Below are 18350 nucleotides of genomic sequence, written 5' to 3'. Positions count from 1 at the left end.
GCGGGAAAGGGGGGCGGATGCGCGGCTCATTGGATGCGCACCTTGCGGTCGAGGAACGACACGCCCTTACCCACCGCGGTGATGATGATGAGGTAGAGAACCCCCGCGAGGAAAAACATCTCGAACGGCTTGTAGGTCGAACCGATGTAGCGCTGCGCGGTGTAGGTCAGCTCCACCACCGAGATCGCCGAGACGAGCGCCGTGCCCTTGATCTGCGCGTTGATATTCACGCCGAGCGGTCGGATCATCAGGCGCAGCGCCTGCGGCAGCGTCACCTTGCGGAAGGCCTGCGCCTTCGACAGACCCAGCGTGCGCGCGGCCTCGGTCTGCCCCCGGTCGACCGCGACGATCGCGCCGCGCATCGTCTCGGTCATGTAGGCCCCGATATTGACGCCCAGCCCGATCACACCTGCCTGAAAGGCATCGAGCTGGATGCCGATCTGCGGGCCGCCGAAATAAAGCAGAAACAGCTGGATCAGCGCGGGCGTGCCACGAAAGAAGCTGACATAGGCCGCCCCGATGAAGCGCAGGATGGCAAAGCGCGAAAGCCGGGACGCTGCGCCAAGTGCGCCGCAGATGAGCCCCAGCACGATGGTCAGAACCGAAAGTTCGACCGTGATCACGGCAGCTTTCAGGAAGTACGGATAGACCTTGAGGATTAGTTCGATATCCACGGCATTCCCCTTAATGATGATCGCGGCGGGACAGGATGGGCAGCGCGCGTATCTCGCGCACGAGCGCTGTCGTCTCTTCGATCGCCGCTTCCAGGAACGCCTTGCCGGTCTCGGCATCGGCGACGGTTGGATCCCCCATCGTGCCGTCGGGTGACACAGAGGACCACCAGCGCATCAGCATCGCCTTGCCACCACCGGCCGCCAAATCGAGATTGAAGAATTTGGTGTCTGGATCGTGCAGGTTCTGACACTCGGCCTTGTCGAGATCGACAAGCTCGGGGTGCAGATGCTTGTACATCGCAGCTTCGAATTCTCCGGCATGGGCAATGCCGCCCACCTCGGATTTGCGCAGGCCCTGAATTCGATCGCTGCACAAGTTCCAATAGGACGCCGAAACACAGATGATGCCGGTGCGGATGACCGTCTTGCGCGCCGCGAGATCGAGGATCGGGTGGTTCGACCCGTGCGAGTTCAGCAGCAGGATCCGGCGGAAGCCGTGATGCGCGAGGGACTCGGTCACGTCGCAGACGAAATTGATCAGCGTCTCCGGCTGGATCCAGATGACACCCGGAAAGTCCTTGTGATGCTCGTTGAAGCCATAGGGGATCGCGGGCATGACGAAAACTTCGTCGGGCGCGGCTTCGGCAACGCCGTTGGCCACCGCCATTCCCAGAACCGTATCGGTATCGAGCGGCATATGCGGCCCGTGATCTTCCGTTGCGGAAACATTCAGGATCACCACACGATCCTTATCCGCGTCACGGACCTGCTCCCAAGTCAGCTTTCCATAGTCGGCGGTCATCCGTTCGGTGTCCTTTCGGGAATCCATCGAAGTTTGGGGTGTGGCGGGACAGCCGTCAGACGACGGACTGCCCACCATTCCTTGGATCGCGCCGATCAGCGGATGTCAGCGCCGATCCACTTCATCGCGATTTTCTCGTAGGTGCCGTCTTCCATCATAGAATCGAGCGCCTTTTGCATCGCGTCTTTCAGCTCGGGATTGCCCTTGCGGATGGCGATGCCCGCACCGATCGCGTCGGTCTTCAGATCGTCGAGAATACGGTATTTGTAATCGTTCTTCTTCATCGCGAGGATCGCCGCGATCGAGTCGTTGATGATCGCGTCGACACGACCGTTCTGAAGCTCGAGGATCAGCTCGGGCAGACCTTTGTAGGTCTTCACGTCATAGCCTTGCTCACGCGCCCACTCTTCGTGCGTCTCGCCCAGCGTCACGCCGACAGTCACGTCCTTCAGGTCGGCAACGGATTTGATCGGGCTGTCGGGCAGCACGAAGATCGCGCGCTTCGTCGTGTAATAAGGGCCGACGAAATCGACGACCTTCTCGCGCTCGGGCGTGATCGACATCGAGCCGACGATGGCGTCGTATTTGTTGGCCAGCAGACCACCGATGATCCCGTCCCATGCGGTCGTCACGATCTCGGTCTTCAGCCCCATGCGCTTGGCGATCTCCTCGCCGATGGCCGGGTCGAAGCCCACGACTTCGTTCGAATCGTTGATGAAGTTGAAGGGCGGGTAAGCGCCCGACATGGCGATCCGGATCACGCCCTTGTCCTTGAGGCTCTCCAGCTCGTCAGCCGCGGCGAGGCTGGGCAGCGAGATGCCGGTCGCGGCGAGCGAGCCAGCCCCGAGGATGGTTTTGAGAACGGTTCTGCGGTTGGTCATGGATTTCTCCTGTTGGTCATGACTGCGGGCGGCCTTGTTTCCGGCGCGTCCCGCCACGGCGAGCGCCCCTTCCAGAGCCTCGTTGACGGAAACGCTTGCATGGCGACCGCCATTGCGCAAATAAATAATAGAAATCTTCAATATAGATCTAGGCTATGGTCAAGCCCTACGAACAACGTTTCCCCTGGCATCTCGACTGGAACCTTCTGCGCACTTTCATGGTGGTGGTGGAGCAGCGGGGCATCTCCCGGGCGGCCTATCTTCTGGGGCTCAAACAGCCCACGATTTCGGCCGCGCTCAAGCGGCTGGAGGAACGCACCGGCCACGAGCTGATCATCCGAAAACCCAATGAATTCAAAGTCACTAGGGCGGGAAACCTGCTTTATCAGGAATGCGCCCAGATCTTCGGCGCGGTGTCGCAGATACCTTCCCTGCTGGAGACCGGCGCGGAGGAGCTGCGCGGCCATATCGCGATCACGACGACCTCGCATGTGATCTCGGATCACTACGACGCGGTGCTGCATGATTTCGCCACCGAACATTCGAAGGTGACCTTCTCGATGACGGTGGCCGAGAGCGAGGAAGTGGTGAACCGGGTGCAACAGAATCGGGCGAGCCTGGGGATTTGCCTGCTTCACAAAACGCCCGAGAACCTTCGCGCGCAGGTGCTCTACCGCGAGTATTTCGGATTGTTCTGCGGCACGCGCCATCCCCTTTTCGACCGCAAGGACATCACGCTCGCCGAAATCGAAGGCGAGACCTCGGTGTCGTTCCAGACCGAGACCGAGGACGGCCCGCTTCACCCGGTTTCGCTGCTGCGTGCGCGGGCCAAACTCGCCCCGAGCTGGCGCGGGGTGTCGTCGAACCTGCACGAACTGCGCCGGATGATCGTGGCCGGCATCGGCATCGGGGCGCTGCCGCTGCACGTCGCGCATCGCGACGTCGAGTCGGGTCGGCTACGCCAGCTGCCGCCCTATGACGGGTTGCCGATGGTGAATATCTACCTGCTCACCAATCGGCAGCGAAAGCAGTCGAGCGCGGAAGCCGCCTTCCTCGCGGCCTGCGAAAAAATGATGGCCGAGAGCGACCTGAAAGAGCGGACCTATTACTGAGAGCACCGCTCAGAAAGTCGGCGGGGTCGCGGCCGAGACCACCACGCAACGCGCCTTGGCCACGTTGCGGAAACGATGCGGCAGGCGGCTGTCGAACAGGTAGGCATCGCCCGCGCGCAGCAACTCGGTGGTCTCGCCGACCGTCAGCAGCAACTCGCCCTCGATGACAAAACCGCCCTCCTCGCCCTCATGGGCATAGGCCTCCGCCCCGGTATCGGCGCCGGGCTCATAGGTCTCGTAGAGCAGCAGAATGTTGGTCTGCCGCGACTTGCCCGCCCGCTTGAGCGAAAGCGCATCGAGCGCCGCGCCGCCCGAGCGGTAGATCCGGCCCGGGTTGATCTCGGTAAGCTCGGAATGCCGGAAGACGAACTTGCCGGGCTCGGAGGGCGTATCGCTGTCGAAGAACTCCGCCAGCGTCGTCTCGAGAATTTCGAGGATCTTGCGCAGCGAGGTGATCGAGGGCGAGGTCTTGTTACGCTCGATCAGCGAAACCAGCCCGTTGGTCACGCCCGAGCGCTGCGCCAGCTCGCGCTGCGACAATCCCTTGTCCTCGCGGATCGCCCGAAGCCGTCCGCCCACGTCGAATTCGCTCACCGCAATCCTCCTGTCCTTTGCCTGTTCTAGAGTGCGGCCGGGCGGAATTCCAGCGCGCGCACCGTCGCCATGCGTTTAACAAACTAAACATTGCACAGTCATCCGTTAAACACTAGCGTCACATCATTCCGTGATTCTCCAGCCCCTGAGGAGTGCCCATGTCCCGCAATGCCGACCTCGAAACCCGCCGCGCCGCCGCCCTTGCCCGGGGCGTGGGAGTGCAGACCCAGAACTTCGCCGTCTCCGCCGAGAACGCCACCGTCACCGATGCCGATGGCCGCGAACTGATCGATTTCGCCGCCGGGATCGCGGTGGTGAACACCGGCCACCGCCACCCGAAAGTCATCGAGGCGGTGAAAGCCCAGCTCGACGCCTTCACCCATACCTGCCATCAGGTGATGCCCTACGAGCCCTATGTGCGCCTCGCCGAGCGGCTCAACGAAAAAGTGCCGGGCAATTTCGGCAAGAAGTCGATCTTCGTCACCACCGGCGCCGAGTCGGTCGAGAACGCGATCAAGATCGCCCGCGCCTACACGGGTCGCAACGCGGTCATCGCGTTCAGCGGCGGCTTCCACGGCCGGACCTTCATGACCATGACGCTCACCGGCAAGGTCGCGCCCTACAAGGCGGGCTTCGGTGCGATGATGCCCGACGTGTTCCACGTCCCCTTCCCGAACGCGCTGCATGGCGTGTCGACCGAGGACAGCTTCGCCGCGATGGAGAGCCTGTTCAAAACCGATCTCGACCCCACGCGCCTCGCCGCGGTGATCTTCGAGCCGGTGCAGGGCGAAGGCGGCTTCAACCCGGCGCCGCATGATTTCGTCAAGCGCCTGCGCGCCTTCTGCGACGAGCATGGCATCGTGATGATCGCGGACGAGGTGCAGACCGGCTTCGCGCGTACCGGCACGATGTTTGCGATGGACGCCTACGACGTGGCCGCAGACATCACCACGATGGCGAAGGGTCTGGGCGGCGGTCTTCCGATCGCGGCAGTGACCGGTCGCGCCGAAATCATGGACGCGGCGAACCCGGGCGGTCTGGGCGGCACCTATGGCGGCAACCCGCTGGGAATCGCTGCCGGGAACGCGGTGCTCGACGTGATCGAGGAAGAAGACCTCTGCGCCCGCGCCAACGAGCTCGGCTCGCGTCTCAAGCAGCGTCTCGAAGCGATCCGCGCCAACATGCCGGAGATCGCCGAGATCCGCGGCCCCGGCTTCATGGTCGCGGTCGAGCTGATGTCGGACGGCAAGCCCGATGCAGCGCTGACCCAGCGCATCCGTGTCGAGGCGCTCAACCGCGGTCTGCTGCTGCTGACCTGCGGTGTCTATGGCAACGTGATCCGCTTCCTCGCGCCGATCACCATCCCCGACGACCAGATGGCCAAGGCGCTCGACATCCTCGAAGAGGCGATGACCGCCGCGAAGGAGGGCTGATATGCTCAAGCTGAACGACCCGAGCCTGCTGGAGACCCGCGCCTATGTGAACGGCGAGTGGATCGAGGGCGCGAAACGCTTCGCCGTGCAGGATCCTGCGACCGGCGAAACCGTCGCCGAAGTGGCCGATCTCGACGTGGACGCCACGCGCGCCGCGATTGAGGCCGCCCATGCCGCGAAACCGGACTGGGCCGCGCTCACCGGCAAGGAGCGCGCAGGCTACCTGCGCCGCTTCCACGACCTGATGATGGAAAATCAGGATGACCTCGCCGCGATCCTGACCGCCGAGATGGGCAAGCCGCTGGCCGAGGCCAAGGGCGAGATCGCCTATGGCGCAAGCTTCCTCGAATGGTTCGCCGAAGAGGCCAAGCGCGTCTATGGCGACGTGATCCCCGGCCACCAGCGCGACAAGCGCATCCTCGTGATCCGCCAGCCCGTGGGCGTGGTGGGCTCGATCACGCCGTGGAACTTCCCCAACGCGATGATCGCGCGCAAGCTGGCCCCGGCGCTGGCGGCGGGCTGCACCTTCGTCGGGCGCCCCTCCGAACTGACGCCGCTCTCGGCCCTCGCGATGGCCGTTCTGGCCGAGCGCGCGGGTATCCCTGCGGGCGTCTTCAACATCATCCCCGGCGTCGATGCGGCGGGCATGGGCGAAGAGCTCTGCGCCAACCCCAAGGTCGCCAAGATCACCTTCACGGGCTCGACGCGCGTGGGCAAGATCCTGATGCGCCAAGGGGCGGAGACGGTGAAGAAGATCAGCCTGGAACTCGGCGGCAACGCGCCCTTCCTCGTCTTCGACGATGCCGATCTCGACGCGGCGGTCGACGGCGCGATGATCGCGAAGTTCCGCAATAACGGGCAGACCTGCGTCTGCGCGAACCGGATCTACGTGCAGGCCGGGGTCTATGACGCCTTCGCCGAGAAGCTGGCCGCGCGGCTTGCGACCCTGCAGCCGGGCAACGGCTTCGAGCCGGGCGTGACCACCGGGCCGCTGATCAACGCGGACGCGCTGGCCAAGGTCGAGGCGCATATCTCCGACGCGACCGAAAAGGGCGCACAGGTCGCAGCAGGCGGGCATCGCTCGAACCTCGGGCGCACCTTCTTCGAGCCGACGCTGCTGACCGGCGTGACGCAGCAGATGCGGGTCGCGCGCGAGGAGACCTTCGGGCCGCTCGCTCCGCTGATCCGCTTCGAGACCGAGGCCGAGGCGATCGAGATGGCCAACGCGACCGAGTTCGGGCTGGCGGGCTATTTCTACGCCAACGACCTCGCCCGCGTCTGGCGTGTGGCCGAGGCGATGGAGACCGGGATCGTCGGTGTGAACACTGGGCTGATCTCGACCGAGGTCGCCCCGTTCGGGGGCATCAAGCAATCGGGTGTCGGCCGCGAAGGCTCGAAATACGGGATCGAGGATTTCACCGAGCTGAAATACATGTGCCTCGGCGGGATCGAGTAAGCGCTGCCCCCGAGAGATCAGGGCGAGAATAGAGAAGCGGCGGGCTTACCCGGCGCTTCTTTCATTTTCAGACGCCTGAAGAGCGCCTGCGCCCGGAGCGCGCCGAAGGCGCAGGGCGCGCGCCGGCCCGACCCGACGGGCTGACGCATTGGTAACCGCGCGCGACGTTCATTCGATGGAGGGGCGTGGCTGGCATAAAGCGCCTGCCGTCCAAGGTCGCGATGCGCCACCCCACGGGCCGCCGCGCGCCCTGCTTTTCCGTCTGGATGGAAGGCTCGAGCGAGGGCAGGAAAGCCCCCTACTCGCCCATCAGCTCATTAAGCCGCTTGCGCTCGTCCTCGGAGAGATCGGGCTGAGCCGGACCCTCGGACGCGGAGCGGCGCGAGCGGACATAGAAGAACCCGCCGATCAGCGCGACGATCAAAGCCCCCGGGCCGAGATACCACAGCAGCAGGTTCGCCCCGCGCTTCTCCGGCTCGAACAGGACATATTCGCCGTAGCGCGCGGTAATGTAGTCGATCACCTGGCTATTGGTGTCGCCCGCCTGCAAGCGCTCGCGCACCAGCAGCCGCAGATCCCTCGACACTTCGGCATTGGAGTCGTCGATATTCTCGCCCTGACAGACCGGGCAGCGCAGCACTCTGGAGATTTCGCGCGCCCGCGCCTCCAGCGCCGGGTCCTTCAGGATCTCGTCGGGCTGCACCGCAAGCGCAGGCCCGATCGAGAGGAGCGCCGAAAGCACCAACGCCAAGGCAAAGAAGGTTTTCCTGAGCATCGTTTACTCCGCCGGAGACGCTTGCGACGAGGCGGCACGCGATTTGCGCGCCCCCGCTGCCACACGGTAGCGGCGATCCGAAAGGCTCAGCAGCCCACCCAACGCCATGATGATCGCGCCCGCCCAGATCCAGTCCGCGAAGGGCTTGATATAGGTGCGCACCGCGTAGCCGCCCTGATCCTGCGGATCGCCGAGCACGAGGTAGATATCGCCCAGCGGCGTGGTGTGGATAGCGGCTTCGGTCGTCGGCATCCGCTGCACCGGATAGACGCGCTTCTCGGGATGCATGGTGCCGATCAGCTTGCCGTCTTTCTCGACCGTCATCGTGCCGGTGGAGGAGGTGTAGTTCGGGCCTTTGACCTGTTCGACCTTCTGAAGCGTGATCTGGTAGCCGTCCACGGTGAAGGGCTCGCCGATCTTGGCGACGCGGATATCCTCGATCTGGCCCGCGGTCAGAAGACCGATGCCGATGAAGGTAACACCCAGCCCCGCATGCGCGGTGGCCTTGCCCCAATCAGCGCGCGGCAGGCGCTTGAGGCGTCCGAAATTGCGCGCCGAACGCTGCCACAGCTCGGTCATGGCCCCGAAGACCAGCCAGCTGCCCAGGAACACCGCGACGAGGGCGAGCAGCGAATTGCCGCTCTCGACGGCCCAGGCGAGCCCGCCCACGGCCAGCGCCAGCACGAAGGCCGGGATCAGCGGCTTCACCACGCGGCCAAGACGCGCGCGTTTCCACGGCATCATCGCGCCGATCGGCAGGATCAGGGCGAGGATCACCATGAACGGGGTGAAAGCCTGATCGAAGAACGGCGCGCCGACCGACAGCTTGCGGCCAAAGAACATCTCCGCGACCAGCGGCCAGACCGTGCCCACGAAGACCACCAGCGCCGCGACCGCCAGCAGGATGTTGTTGATCACCAGCGCGGTTTCCCGCGACAGCATCGAGAACACGCCCTTGGCCTGCATCGAGGTCGCTCGGAATGCATAGAGCGTCAGCGCCCCGCCCACGAAGAGCGCAAGAATGCCGAGGATGAAGATGCCGCGCTGCGGGTCGGAGGCGAAGCTATGCACCGAGGTGATCACGCCCGAACGCACGATAAAGGTGCCGATCAGCGAGAAACCGAAGGCCATGATCGACAGAAGGATGGTCCACGACTTCAGCGCCTCGCGCTTCTCGACCACGATGGCCGAGTGCAACAGCGCGGCGGCCAGAAGCCACGGCATGAAGGAGGCGTTCTCCACCGGGTCCCAGAACCAGAAACCGCCCCAGCCAAGCTCGTAATAGGCCCACCACGAGCCCAGCGCGATGCCGATGGTCAGGAAGATCCACGCCGCCAGCGTCCACGGGCGCACCCAGCGCGCCCAGGTCGCGTCGACCCGGCCCTCAATCAGCGCCGCCACCGCGAAGGAGAACGACATCGAGAGGCCGACATAGCCGAGATAGAGGAAGGGCGGGTGGAAAGCCAAGCCCGGGTCCTGCAGCAGCGGGTTCATCCCCTCGCCGTTGAACGGCGGCTCTGCGAGACGCAGGAACGGGTTGGAGGTGAAGATGATAAAGCCGAGGAACGCCACGCCGATCCAGGCCTGAACGCTCAGCACGCGGGCGCGCAGTCGCGGCGGCAGAGCGCCACCGAACACGGCCGCCGCCGCCCCGAAGAGCGACAGGATCAACACCCACAGAAGCATCGAGCCTTCGTGATTCCCCCACACGCCGGTGATCTTGTAGAGCATCGGCTTGTCGGTATGGGAATTCGCCCAGACCAGCTTCAGCGAGAAGTCCGACACGACGAAGGCGTGGGTCAGCGCCGCGAAGCTCACCGCGATGAGCAAAAACTGCGCTGTCGCTGCGGGTTCGCCGACCGCCATCCAGCCGCGCCAGCCTTTTTGCGCGCCGACGATGGGCACGATGGCCTGCACGATGGCCACCGCAAAGGCGAGAATCAGGGCAAAATGCCCGAGTTCATTGATCATGGGACTCCTCCTGTCGCGGGGCGAGAGCATAGAGATATCCGGCCTTCGGGCCAAGGAGGATGCGCGCCGATGTCGCAACTTTCCGATAGCCGCTCACGGGGGCGTGAATGGCACAGCCCATTCCCAGGGTCTAAGCAAGGCGCGTGAGACCAGAAGGGATGCTTAAAATGCGTGCGATCGTGATCGGGCCGCTGCTGGCCTTGGGGCTTGTGGCAGGATGCCAGTCGGAGCCGGGCGACCCTCTCGAGGTGATCGCGCCGAACGCGATCTGGGAAGTTGTCGCGATCGACGGCAAGCCCCTGCCCGACGGCGTCGAAGTCACGCTGACCCATCCCGAAAAGGGCCTGATCGCGGGTAAAGCAGGCTGCAATCACTATAACGGCCGGATCTCGGAAAAGGACGGCCGGGTGCGCGTCGGCGAGCTGGCCGGAACACGCATGATGTGCCCCGAGCCCGCAATGGGTGTCGAGAAGGCCTTCCACTCGGCCATGGCCCGCGTCGATACGGTAAAACTGTCGCAGGACCGGCTGGAGCTGATCGCGCAGGGCGACACGGTGATCGAAGCCACGCAATAAGCGCCTTGACCAGCGGTGCGGGGCGTGGCCCTCTCGGGCGATGTTCCCGATCCGCGATCACAACCCCTCTTACAGCACCCCGTGGGTCACATGGACCCTGATCGCGATCAATATCGTGGTCTATGTCTTCACCGCGCCTTGGGGCGGCGATATGCGGGAGCTCTGGCTCAACAACGCGCTCTGGCCTGCCGCGGTGACCCATGGCGTCGCGTGGCACGGGCTTTTCACCCATATGTTCCTGCATGCGGGCATCCTGCATCTGGCGGGCAACATGCTGTTTCTGTGGGTCTTCGGCGACAATCTCGAAGACCGGATGGGGCGTGTCCTGTTCCTGATCTTCTATCTCGCCTGCGGGCTGGCCGCCGCCTTCGCGCAGATCGCGACGACCCCCGATGCGACCGTGCCGATGGTGGGCGCCTCGGGGGCGATTGCAGGCGTGATGGGGGGCTATCTTCTGCTCCATCCGAAAGCTCGGATCGACGTGCTGTTTTACTTCCTCGTCTTCTTCAAGATCTGGGCCACGCCTGCGTGGCTGGTTCTCGGTCTCTGGTTCGTGATTCAGCTCTTCAATGAATTCACTAGCGGCACGGCAGGTGGGGTGGCACATATGGCCCATATCGGCGGCTTCGTGGCGGGCGTGCTTCTGACGCTACCGCTGTGGTATCGCCTTGGCGGACCGCTCTTCTGGCGGCTCACCCATGGCCACCCGCCCTTCCCCGAGGCGCGCGAGCGCCAGACCAATATCCCCACAGTCACACGGAGACGCTGATGCTGCCCGAAATCCAGTCGCCCCACCGCCTGACCTGCCATTGCGGCGCGGTGGAGATGGAGGTGACGCTCTCTGACGGGCTGAACACCAAGCGGCGCTGCGACTGCTCTTTCTGCCGTCGGCGCGGCGCGGTGGCGGTCTCGGCCCCGCTCTCGGGCATCCGCATCGTGAAGGGCGAGGACAACCTGACGCTCTACCAATTCGGCACGATGACCGCGAAGCATTACTTCTGCAAAACCTGCGGCATCTACACCCATCACCAACGCCGCTCGAACCCGAACCAATACGGCGTGAACGCCGCCTGTCTGGAAGGGGTGAACCCGCGCGATCTGGACCCGGTGCCGTGGAACGACGGCGTCAATCACCCCACCGATCGCGTCGACTGATCCTCTCGAATGAACGCGGCGGCGCGCTCGGCGATCATGATCGTCGGCGCGTTGGTATTGCCCGAAATCAGCCGCGGCATCACCGAGGCATCGACAACGCGCAGCCCCTCGATCCCACGCAGCCGCAGCTGAGGATCGACCACCGACATGTCGCCCTGCCCCATCGCGCAGGTGCCGACCGGATGGTAAATCGTATCCGCCCGCGCCCGGATATCGGCCATCAGCCCTTCATCCGTGCCGTCATGCGGATAGAACCTGCGGCCCCGCCAAGGGGTGAGCGGCTCCGCCTCGGCGATCCGGTCCAGAAGCCGCGCGCCTTTCAGCAGCAGCTCTGCATCGCGCGGATCGGACAGGTATTCCGGGTCGATCAAGGGCGCCGCGCGCGGATCGCTCGAGGCCAGTCGCAACGTCCCGCGTGACTGAGGCCGCAGCGGACAGATATGAGCGGACCAGCCATCGGCCAGATGCGGCTTTCGCATATGCTGATCGACGATGCCCACGACGAAATGGATTTGCAAATCGGGCCGGGTGAGGCTCGGATCGCTTCGCAGGAAGGCCCCGCCTTCGGCCATGGGCGAGGCGAACAGCCCCTCGCCATGCTTGCGCCACGCGCCCGCCGCCCGCGCCAGCCGCATCAGCCCGCGCGGGTTCAGCCCCACGACGTCGCGCCGGGGCGACGTGTAGCTGATGACGTAATCTAGATGATCCTGCAGGTTCGTCCCCACGCCCGGCAGATCGAGACGCGGTTCGATCCCGACCTCGCGCAGATGATCCGCAGGCCCGATCCCGGACAGCATCAGCAATTGCGGCGAGCCGAACGCCCCCGCCGAGACGATCACCTCGCGCGCCGCCTCGATCTTCATGCGCTTGCGGCCTTGCCGGACGATTGCCCCCGTCGCGCGCCCCTCCGCGATCTCGATCTGCTCGGCGCGCGCGCGGGTCAGCACGGTGAGATTGGGCCGCGCCATCACCGGATGCAGATAAGCCGCCGCCGCCGAACAGCGCTCGCCCTTGCGCGGACCGTCCCAGAACTGCGTGACCTGATAGAGCCCCGCCCCCTCCTGCCGCGGTCCGTTGAAATCCTCGTTCGGCGGGCATTGCACGGCCGCGCAGGCCTCGATGAAAGCGCGGCTGATCGCCCGTGGCCGCCGCTGGTCGCCGACCTGCAACGGTCCCGCCGCGCCATGCCAGTCCGACGCTCCGCGGGCATTGCGCTCGGAGGCGAGGAACCACGGCTTCACGGTCTCCCAGTCCCAACCCTCGGCGCCCGCCTCGGCCCAGCCGTCGTAATCCTCGGGCTGGCCGCGCGCATAGAGCATCGCGTTGATCGCCGACGACCCGCCCAGCCCCCGGCCCCGCGGCTGGAACCCGCGCCGCCCGTTCAACCCCGGCTGCGGCACCGTGCGCAGCGCCCAGTTGTGGATCGGCGGCCGTCCCGCGACCATCGTCGCGACCAGCGCAGGCGCACGCACGAAGATATCGCGCGCCTCGCGCCCCGCCTCGACGAGACAGACGGTCACGGTTGGGTCCTCCGACAACCGCGCCGCCAGCACCGACCCCGCCGAGCCGCCGCCCAGAATGAGATAATCGAAACGCAAGGGCTCCTCCTTCCCTCGTTCGCGAAAAGCCTAACGGGTTTCGGAAGATAGGGAAGAATTACGCTGGGTCGGACGGGTCAGGGACGCGCCCAAGCCTCGGGTGAGAACGGCTAGAGTTGAATGCCCGGATCAGCCGCGAAGCGGCCCGGGCAACGCCCGACCGCCCCCTCGGGCGGGCGCTTTTGTGGCGGCAGCGCGCGGGTCGAGGTCGCCCGGACGTGGCGGGGATAAAGCGCCAACCTGAGAGGGCGACGCCCACCCGGCGGTCGCGCCCCGCGCTCCCCTACACACAAAAGAAAACGCCCGGTCTCTCCGACCGGGCGTTCCACACTCTCTCGAGGACAACCTTAGCTGCGCAGCGTGCCGCCGGTGGCTTTGCTCACCTTCTCGACGATCTTCTTGCTCACCGCTTCGATCTCGGCATCGGTCAGCGTCTTGTCCGCGGGCTGCATCCGCACCGTCAGCGCGATCGACTTCTTGCCCGCGCCCATCTGCTCCTCGGCCTTGGCGCCGGTGAACTGGTCGAAGACATTGACGCTCTCGATCAGCTTCTTGTCGGCGCCCATCGCCGCGTTCACCGCCGTCAGCGCCTCGACAGTCGTATCGACGACGAAGGCGAAATCGCGCTCGACCGCTTGCAGGTCCGATATCTGCAGCGCGGGCCGCGTCGCGCCCTTCTTCTTCGGGAAGGGGATGTTTGCCAGACGGATCGTGAAGGCGACCGCCGGGCCCTTCACGCCCAACTCGCGCAGCACCTTGGGATGCACTTCGCCAAAGGTCGCCAGCAGGTTCGGACCAAGCGCCACATTGCCCGCCCGGCCCGGATGCCACCACGCATCGAGCTTGCGGTTGATCTGCGCACGCGCCGGCGCGCCGACCGCGGCCAGCACGGCCTCGGCATCGGCCTTCGCATCATAAAGGTCCACCGGACGGCGCGAACCGAAGGGATCGCGCGGCGCGGAGTGACCGACCAGAAGCCCGGTCGCCTGCAGAACCTGCTCGCCCGGCTCGCCGCCGTTGAACGCAGGGCCAACCTCGAACAGCGCCAGGTCGTTCAGGCCGCGCGCCTGATTGCGGGCGGCCGCCTGCAACAGACCCGGCAGCAGATCGGGGCGCATATGCGTCATCTCCGAGCTGATCGGATTCTCCAGCTTGGTCGCATCCGCGCCGCCGCCGAACAGCTTGGCCGACGCCTCGTCGATGAAGCTGTAGGTCACACATTCATTGTAACCCAGCGCCGCCGTCGTGCGCCGCGCCATCCGCTCGCGCTGCTGCATCGGCGTCAGGATCGCGTCCGGCACGCCGGTCGTCTCACGGCCCATCGGCTTACCCTCGAGCTTCGTCAGCGAGGCGATGCGCGCCACTTCCTCGACCAGATCGGCCGCGCCCAGCACATCGGGGCGCCAGGTCGGGGGCGTCGCCATGTCGCCGTCGAGCGTGAAGCCCAGAGCTTCCAGCGTCTCGCGCTGCGTGGCCTCGGGAATGTCCATGCCGACGAGCGAGATCACCCGCGCCGGGTCCAGCTTGTAAGCGCGGCTGACATCCGGCACCGCGCCGTCCATCACCAGCTCCGACACTTCGCCACCGCAGAGATCGACGACCATCTTCGCCGCCAGATCGAGCCCCGGCAGCGTGAAGGCCGGATCGACGCCACGCTCGAACCGATAGCGCGCATCCGAATTGATCTTCAGCGCGCGACCGGTCGCCGCGATGGTGATCGGGTCCCAATAGGCGCTCTCGAGGAACACATCGACCGTCTCCTCATCCGCACCGGACTCCTCGCCGCCCATGATCCCGGCGAGGCTCTCGACGCCATTGTCGTCGCAGATCACCATGTCGCCTTGGCGCACGGTATAGGTCTTCTCGTCGAGCGCGAGGAACTCCTCGCCGCCCTCGGCCGGTTTGATCACCAGATTGCCCGCCACCTTCTTCATGTCGAAGACGTGGAGCGGCCGGTTCAGGTCGTAGGTGAAGTAGTTCGTGATATCGACCAGCGTCGAGATCGGGCGCAGACCGATTGCCTTGAGCCGCTTTTGCAGCCACTCGGGGCTCGGCCCGTTCTTCACACCGCGGATCACGCGGCCAGCAAACAGCGGGCAGCCCTTGTCCTTCAGCGCCGGGTCGATCGTCACCGAAATCGGAGCCTCGAACGCAGCCTCGACCTTCGGCACGTCGAGCGGCTTGAGCTTGCCCAGACCCCGCGCCGCCAGATCGCGCGCAATCCCGCGCACGCCAAGCGCGTCCGGCCTATTCGGCGTAATTGCGATCTCGATCACCGGATCGACCGCCTCGGGACGGTTCTCGGCCAGCCAGTCGGTGAACTTCTGCCCCACCTCGCCCGACGGCAATTCGATGATCCCGTTATGCTCGTCCGACAGTTCCAGCTCGCGCTCGGAGGCCATCATCCCGTGGCTCTCCACCCCGCGGATATTGCCCACCGACAGCGTCACGTCGATGCCGGGCACGTAATCGCCGGGCTTGGCGAGCACGACCGTGATCCCGGCCCGCGCATTCGGCGCACCGCAGACGATCTGCGTCACACCCTCATCCGTCTCGACCATGCAGACCCGCAGACGATCGGCGTCGGGGTGCTGCTCGGCGGACTGCACACGCGCCAGCGTAAACGTCTCCAGCTTCGCCGCCGGATCGACGACTTCCTCGACTTCCAGACCCAGATCGGTGAGCGCCTCGGCGATCTGATCGACGGTGGCCTCGGTCTCGAGATGATCCTTGAGCCAGGACAGGGTGAATTTCATCGGACTTCCCTCAGGATTGCTTGCGCTGCGCGAGGTCCTTGTAATCCCCCATCTCAAGGAGTTTCAACTCCCGCCAAAGCCGGATCGAGGGTTTTGCGGCGAAAAGGAGCGACCCGACCAGGAACAACCACGTGCCGGGGATCATCAGGCTCTCGTAGAAGAAGAAGATCGAGCCGATGACGAAACAGAAGGCCGCGCCGAAATCGACCACCGTATAGGCGATCTCCGTGAGGGCGACGAAGCGGCGCTGCTCTGGGCTTTGTTCATGCTTCGGGGTGTCGAAGAGGCGTTTCTTCTGGGCCATCGGGTTCTCCTTGATAGTCCTTTACCAAGCGAAACCGCTCGCAAACGAGTTCCATCTCGGGGGTAAAACCTCCGTTACGCTCGAAATAGGCCTGATGACCCTGCCGCCAGCCCTCCAGCGTCTCGTCCTCCCCCTCGGCCAGCGCGAAATCCTCATCAACATCGCAAAACCGCCGGATCGTGACCTCGACCGTCTCGATCATCACCGCCGGTTTGCCGTCCCAATCGAGCGCGATATCGCGGCGACCGACCACCGGCATATCCTCGCCCCCTTCGGTGAAATAGGTGAGCGCGCCGCAGGTGGCGGTCTTCTTGCCTTCGCGGATCAGGGTGAGGAGTTCGTCGCAGAGTTCGCGGCTGTCGCCGAAGGTGAAGGTGATGGGGGTGGGCATGGGGGCTTCAGCCTTTTTTATTCGACTCCCCAAAACTATCGAAACGAGGAAGGAATTCTACGGTATCACGTAAGTCAGCATCCATAGCGCGAACTAGTGCATCGAACTTATCCGAAAAATCGTTAATTTGCCTATGGAGCTTACTTTCTTCCCGAAGAATATCACCTTCCTCGTACCCCTCCCCATCAAAATACAACCGGGCATCAACGAGTGATTCACGAACTAACATGACACGATCAAAAAGCCCGTTTCCGGCAACTAGTCGGGTCTCATACGCCCGGCCTTGAAGGCGACGTAACTCACGGAAGAATAGCTCGCGATCGCCCACCACTTCATCGCGAAGAGCGATAATTTGAGTTATCAGAGCTCGATACAATTCACGTTTTTCTTTACGGAATTGGAAATCATGCTCAAGCTTTCTTTGCCACGCGTAAAAAACGGTCCCGACGAACAGACCAACAACCGCGGCTGAAGAAAGCCATTGCATCACCGGCTAAGCCCACCAGCCACCGTCGGTAGATCCAGCGCGCTGAACCCGTAATGCTTCAGCCAGCGCAGGTCGCTCTCGAAGAAGGCCCGCAGGTCGGGGATGCCGTATTTCAGCATCGCGAGGCGGTCGATCCCGATGCCGAAGGCGAAGCCCTGCCATTCATTCGGGTCGATCCCGGCGGATTCGAGCACTTTCGGATGCACCATCCCCGAGCCGAGGATCTCCATCCAGTCGTCGCCCTCACCGATCTTCAGACTGCCGCCCTCCCACGAGCAGCGGATATCGACCTCGGCCGACGGCTCCGTGAAGGGGAAATGCGAGGCGCGGAAGCGCAGCTCGACGCCGTCCACCTCGAAGAAGGCCTTGCAGAACTCCTCCAGCACCCATTTCAGGTTCGCCATCGAGATGTCTTTGCCGATCGCCAGACCTTCGACCTGATGGAACATCGGCGTGTGGGTCTGGTCCATGTCCATGCGGTAGACGCGACCCGGCGCGATCACGCGGATCGGCGCGCCCTGCTCCAGCATCGCGCGGATCTGTACCGGCGAAGTATGGGTACGCAGCACATGCGGCGGACGATTGTCGCCCTCGTCGCGATGCATGAAGAACGTGTCATGCTCCTGCCGGGCGGGGTGCTCGGGCGCGATGTTGAGCGCGTCGAAATTGTGCCAGTCGTCTTCGATCTGCGGGCCTTCGGCGACCGCAAAGCCCATATCGGCGAAGATCGCGGTGACCTCGTCCATCACCTGAGAGACCGGGTGGATCGTGCCCTGCCGCCGCGGACGGCCCGGCAGCGTTACGTCGAGCCATTCCTCGCGCAGCCGCGCATCGAGCGCCGCATCCGCCAGCGCCGCCTTCTTCGCGCGCAGCGCCGCGTCGATCTCGTCTTTCAGTACATTGAGCGCCTTGCCCGTCGTCTGGCGCTCCTCCGGGGTCATCTTGCCCAGCTCACGCATCTTCAGGCTGATCTCGCCCTTCTTGCCCAAGGCGGCCAGACGGATCTCTTCCAGCGCGGCCTCGTCGGTCACATCGGCCACGGCGCTCAGGTATTTATCGCGAAGCTCTTGCATATCATTCCCCGGGAATTTGCTTGGCCCACGGGTTAGCCGCGCCGGCGCGCCTTTGCAACCTCGCGCTTGCAGGCAAAGGGCGGATGGGGGCGCTGCCCCCTCTGGCTTCGCCATTCACCCCCGGGATATTTCCATCAAGAGGAAGGTTAGCGGTTCATTAACCGGAATCGCGTTCACTCGGAGATGCGGTACAGGCGGGGACGCCGATGACCGCTCAAGGGGAAGCGCCCGGTCAGGTGCCCGACGATGGGCCCGACCCGGGCGTTTTTCTTCCTCTTGGTGGAAATATCCCGGGGGGCTCGTGAAACGAGCG

The 18350-nt window shown here is 64.5% G+C and carries 18 protein-coding genes; 6 read left to right on the top strand and 12 right to left on the bottom strand.

Features of this window, described 5'->3' with window-relative positions:
- Positions 1-26: 26 nt before the first annotated feature.
- From ACZ7GB_RS06320 to ACZ7GB_RS06310, 3 genes are all read right to left on the bottom strand, one after another.
- Entirely contained in the window at positions 27-674 is a 648-nt protein-coding gene (locus ACZ7GB_RS06320; RefSeq protein ID WP_078522568.1) for an amino acid ABC transporter permease, read from the bottom strand.
- 10 nt (positions 675-684) lie between these two features.
- A complete protein-coding gene (locus tag ACZ7GB_RS06315; RefSeq protein ID WP_168174750.1) occupies positions 685-1476 on the bottom strand; it encodes a creatininase family protein in 792 nt (263 codons plus the stop codon).
- A 95-nt stretch (positions 1477-1571) separates the two neighbouring features.
- Complete coding sequence (locus ACZ7GB_RS06310; protein WP_078522566.1) at positions 1572-2357, bottom strand: ABC transporter substrate-binding protein; 786 nt, start codon at positions 2355-2357, stop codon at positions 1572-1574.
- A 155-nt stretch (positions 2358-2512) separates the two neighbouring features.
- On the opposite strand from ACZ7GB_RS06310, the gene ACZ7GB_RS06305 reads away from it, so the two are divergent.
- Positions 2513-3469 carry a LysR family transcriptional regulator gene (locus tag ACZ7GB_RS06305; protein ID WP_472158003.1) on the top strand — a complete coding sequence of 319 codons (957 nt, stop codon included), beginning with the start codon at positions 2513-2515 and terminating at the stop codon, positions 3467-3469.
- Between the two features lie 9 nt (positions 3470-3478).
- Here the strand turns inward: ACZ7GB_RS06305 and ACZ7GB_RS06300 are convergent, their stop codons facing one another.
- A complete protein-coding gene (locus tag ACZ7GB_RS06300; RefSeq protein WP_472158002.1) occupies positions 3479-4063 on the bottom strand; it encodes a cupin domain-containing protein in 585 nt (194 codons plus the stop codon).
- A gap of 158 nt (positions 4064-4221) precedes the next feature.
- Between ACZ7GB_RS06300 and ACZ7GB_RS06295 the strand changes: the two genes are divergently transcribed.
- Together ACZ7GB_RS06295 and ACZ7GB_RS06290 are read left to right on the top strand one after the other, a co-directional pair.
- Positions 4222-5496, top strand: coding sequence for a 4-aminobutyrate--2-oxoglutarate transaminase (locus ACZ7GB_RS06295; RefSeq protein WP_472158001.1), 1275 nt, complete (start codon positions 4222-4224; stop codon positions 5494-5496).
- A gap of 1 nt (position 5497) precedes the next feature.
- Positions 5498-6952: an NAD-dependent succinate-semialdehyde dehydrogenase gene (locus ACZ7GB_RS06290; protein WP_472158000.1), complete on the top strand. Its 1455-nt coding sequence runs from the start codon at positions 5498-5500 to the stop codon at positions 6950-6952.
- A 298-nt stretch (positions 6953-7250) separates the two neighbouring features.
- Here the strand turns inward: ACZ7GB_RS06290 and ACZ7GB_RS06285 are convergent, their stop codons facing one another.
- Entirely contained in the window at positions 7251-7727 is a 477-nt protein-coding gene (locus tag ACZ7GB_RS06285) for a cytochrome c-type biogenesis protein (protein ID WP_274962239.1), read from the bottom strand.
- A 3-nt stretch (positions 7728-7730) separates the two neighbouring features.
- Positions 7731-9698, bottom strand: a complete 1968-nt coding sequence (locus ACZ7GB_RS06280) for a heme lyase CcmF/NrfE family subunit (protein WP_274962240.1) — start codon at positions 9696-9698, stop codon at positions 7731-7733.
- Between the two features lie 167 nt (positions 9699-9865).
- Here ACZ7GB_RS06280 and ACZ7GB_RS06275 point away from each other — a divergent pair, with 167 nt between their 5' ends.
- The 3 genes from ACZ7GB_RS06275 to ACZ7GB_RS06265 are packed head-to-tail and all read left to right on the top strand — an operon-like array spanning position 9866 to position 11428.
- A complete protein-coding gene (locus tag ACZ7GB_RS06275) occupies positions 9866-10273 on the top strand; it encodes an META domain-containing protein (RefSeq protein ID WP_472157999.1) in 408 nt (135 codons plus the stop codon).
- A 40-nt stretch (positions 10274-10313) separates the two neighbouring features.
- Positions 10314-11042, top strand: a complete 729-nt coding sequence (locus ACZ7GB_RS06270) for a rhomboid family intramembrane serine protease (RefSeq protein ID WP_472157998.1) — start codon at positions 10314-10316, stop codon at positions 11040-11042.
- Positions 11042-11428 carry a GFA family protein gene (locus tag ACZ7GB_RS06265; RefSeq protein ID WP_078522557.1) on the top strand — a complete coding sequence of 129 codons (387 nt, stop codon included), beginning with the start codon at positions 11042-11044 and terminating at the stop codon, positions 11426-11428. The genes ACZ7GB_RS06270 and ACZ7GB_RS06265 overlap by 1 nt, the downstream gene beginning before the upstream one ends.
- Here the strand turns inward: ACZ7GB_RS06265 and ACZ7GB_RS06260 are convergent.
- The 6 genes from ACZ7GB_RS06260 to pheS form a co-directional block, all read right to left on the bottom strand.
- Positions 11404-13026: a GMC family oxidoreductase gene (locus tag ACZ7GB_RS06260; protein ID WP_472157997.1), complete on the bottom strand. Its 1623-nt coding sequence runs from the start codon at positions 13024-13026 to the stop codon at positions 11404-11406. The genes ACZ7GB_RS06265 and ACZ7GB_RS06260 overlap by 25 nt on opposite strands.
- 347 nt (positions 13027-13373) lie before the next feature.
- Positions 13374-15782, bottom strand: coding sequence for a phenylalanine--tRNA ligase subunit beta (pheT, locus tag ACZ7GB_RS06255; protein ID WP_472157996.1), 2409 nt, complete (start codon positions 15780-15782; stop codon positions 13374-13376).
- A 10-nt stretch (positions 15783-15792) separates the two neighbouring features.
- Positions 15793-16086, bottom strand: a complete 294-nt coding sequence (locus ACZ7GB_RS06250; RefSeq protein WP_472157995.1) for a YrhK family protein — start codon at positions 16084-16086, stop codon at positions 15793-15795.
- Positions 16046-16477 (bottom strand): ASCH domain-containing protein, encoded by a 432-nt coding sequence (locus tag ACZ7GB_RS06245; RefSeq protein ID WP_472157994.1) that lies wholly within the window; start codon positions 16475-16477, stop codon positions 16046-16048. Before ACZ7GB_RS06245 ends, ACZ7GB_RS06250 begins: the two co-directional genes overlap by 41 nt.
- A gap of 7 nt (positions 16478-16484) precedes the next feature.
- The gene (locus tag ACZ7GB_RS06240) at positions 16485-16964 is read right to left on the bottom strand and encodes a hypothetical protein (RefSeq protein WP_472157993.1); all 480 of its coding nucleotides are present in this window, start codon (positions 16962-16964) and stop codon (positions 16485-16487) included.
- Positions 16964-18037 (bottom strand): phenylalanine--tRNA ligase subunit alpha, encoded by a 1074-nt coding sequence (pheS, locus tag ACZ7GB_RS06235; RefSeq protein WP_078522552.1) that lies wholly within the window; start codon positions 18035-18037, stop codon positions 16964-16966. The genes ACZ7GB_RS06240 and pheS overlap by 1 nt, the downstream gene beginning before the upstream one ends.
- Positions 18038-18350: the final 313 nt, after the last annotated feature.

The sequence above is a fragment of the Thioclava sp. PTB-PU3-1 genome (assembly GCF_055666785.1).
Note: the sequence above shows the minus strand (reverse complement) of the source record. Positions and strands in the feature narration are given on the sequence as shown.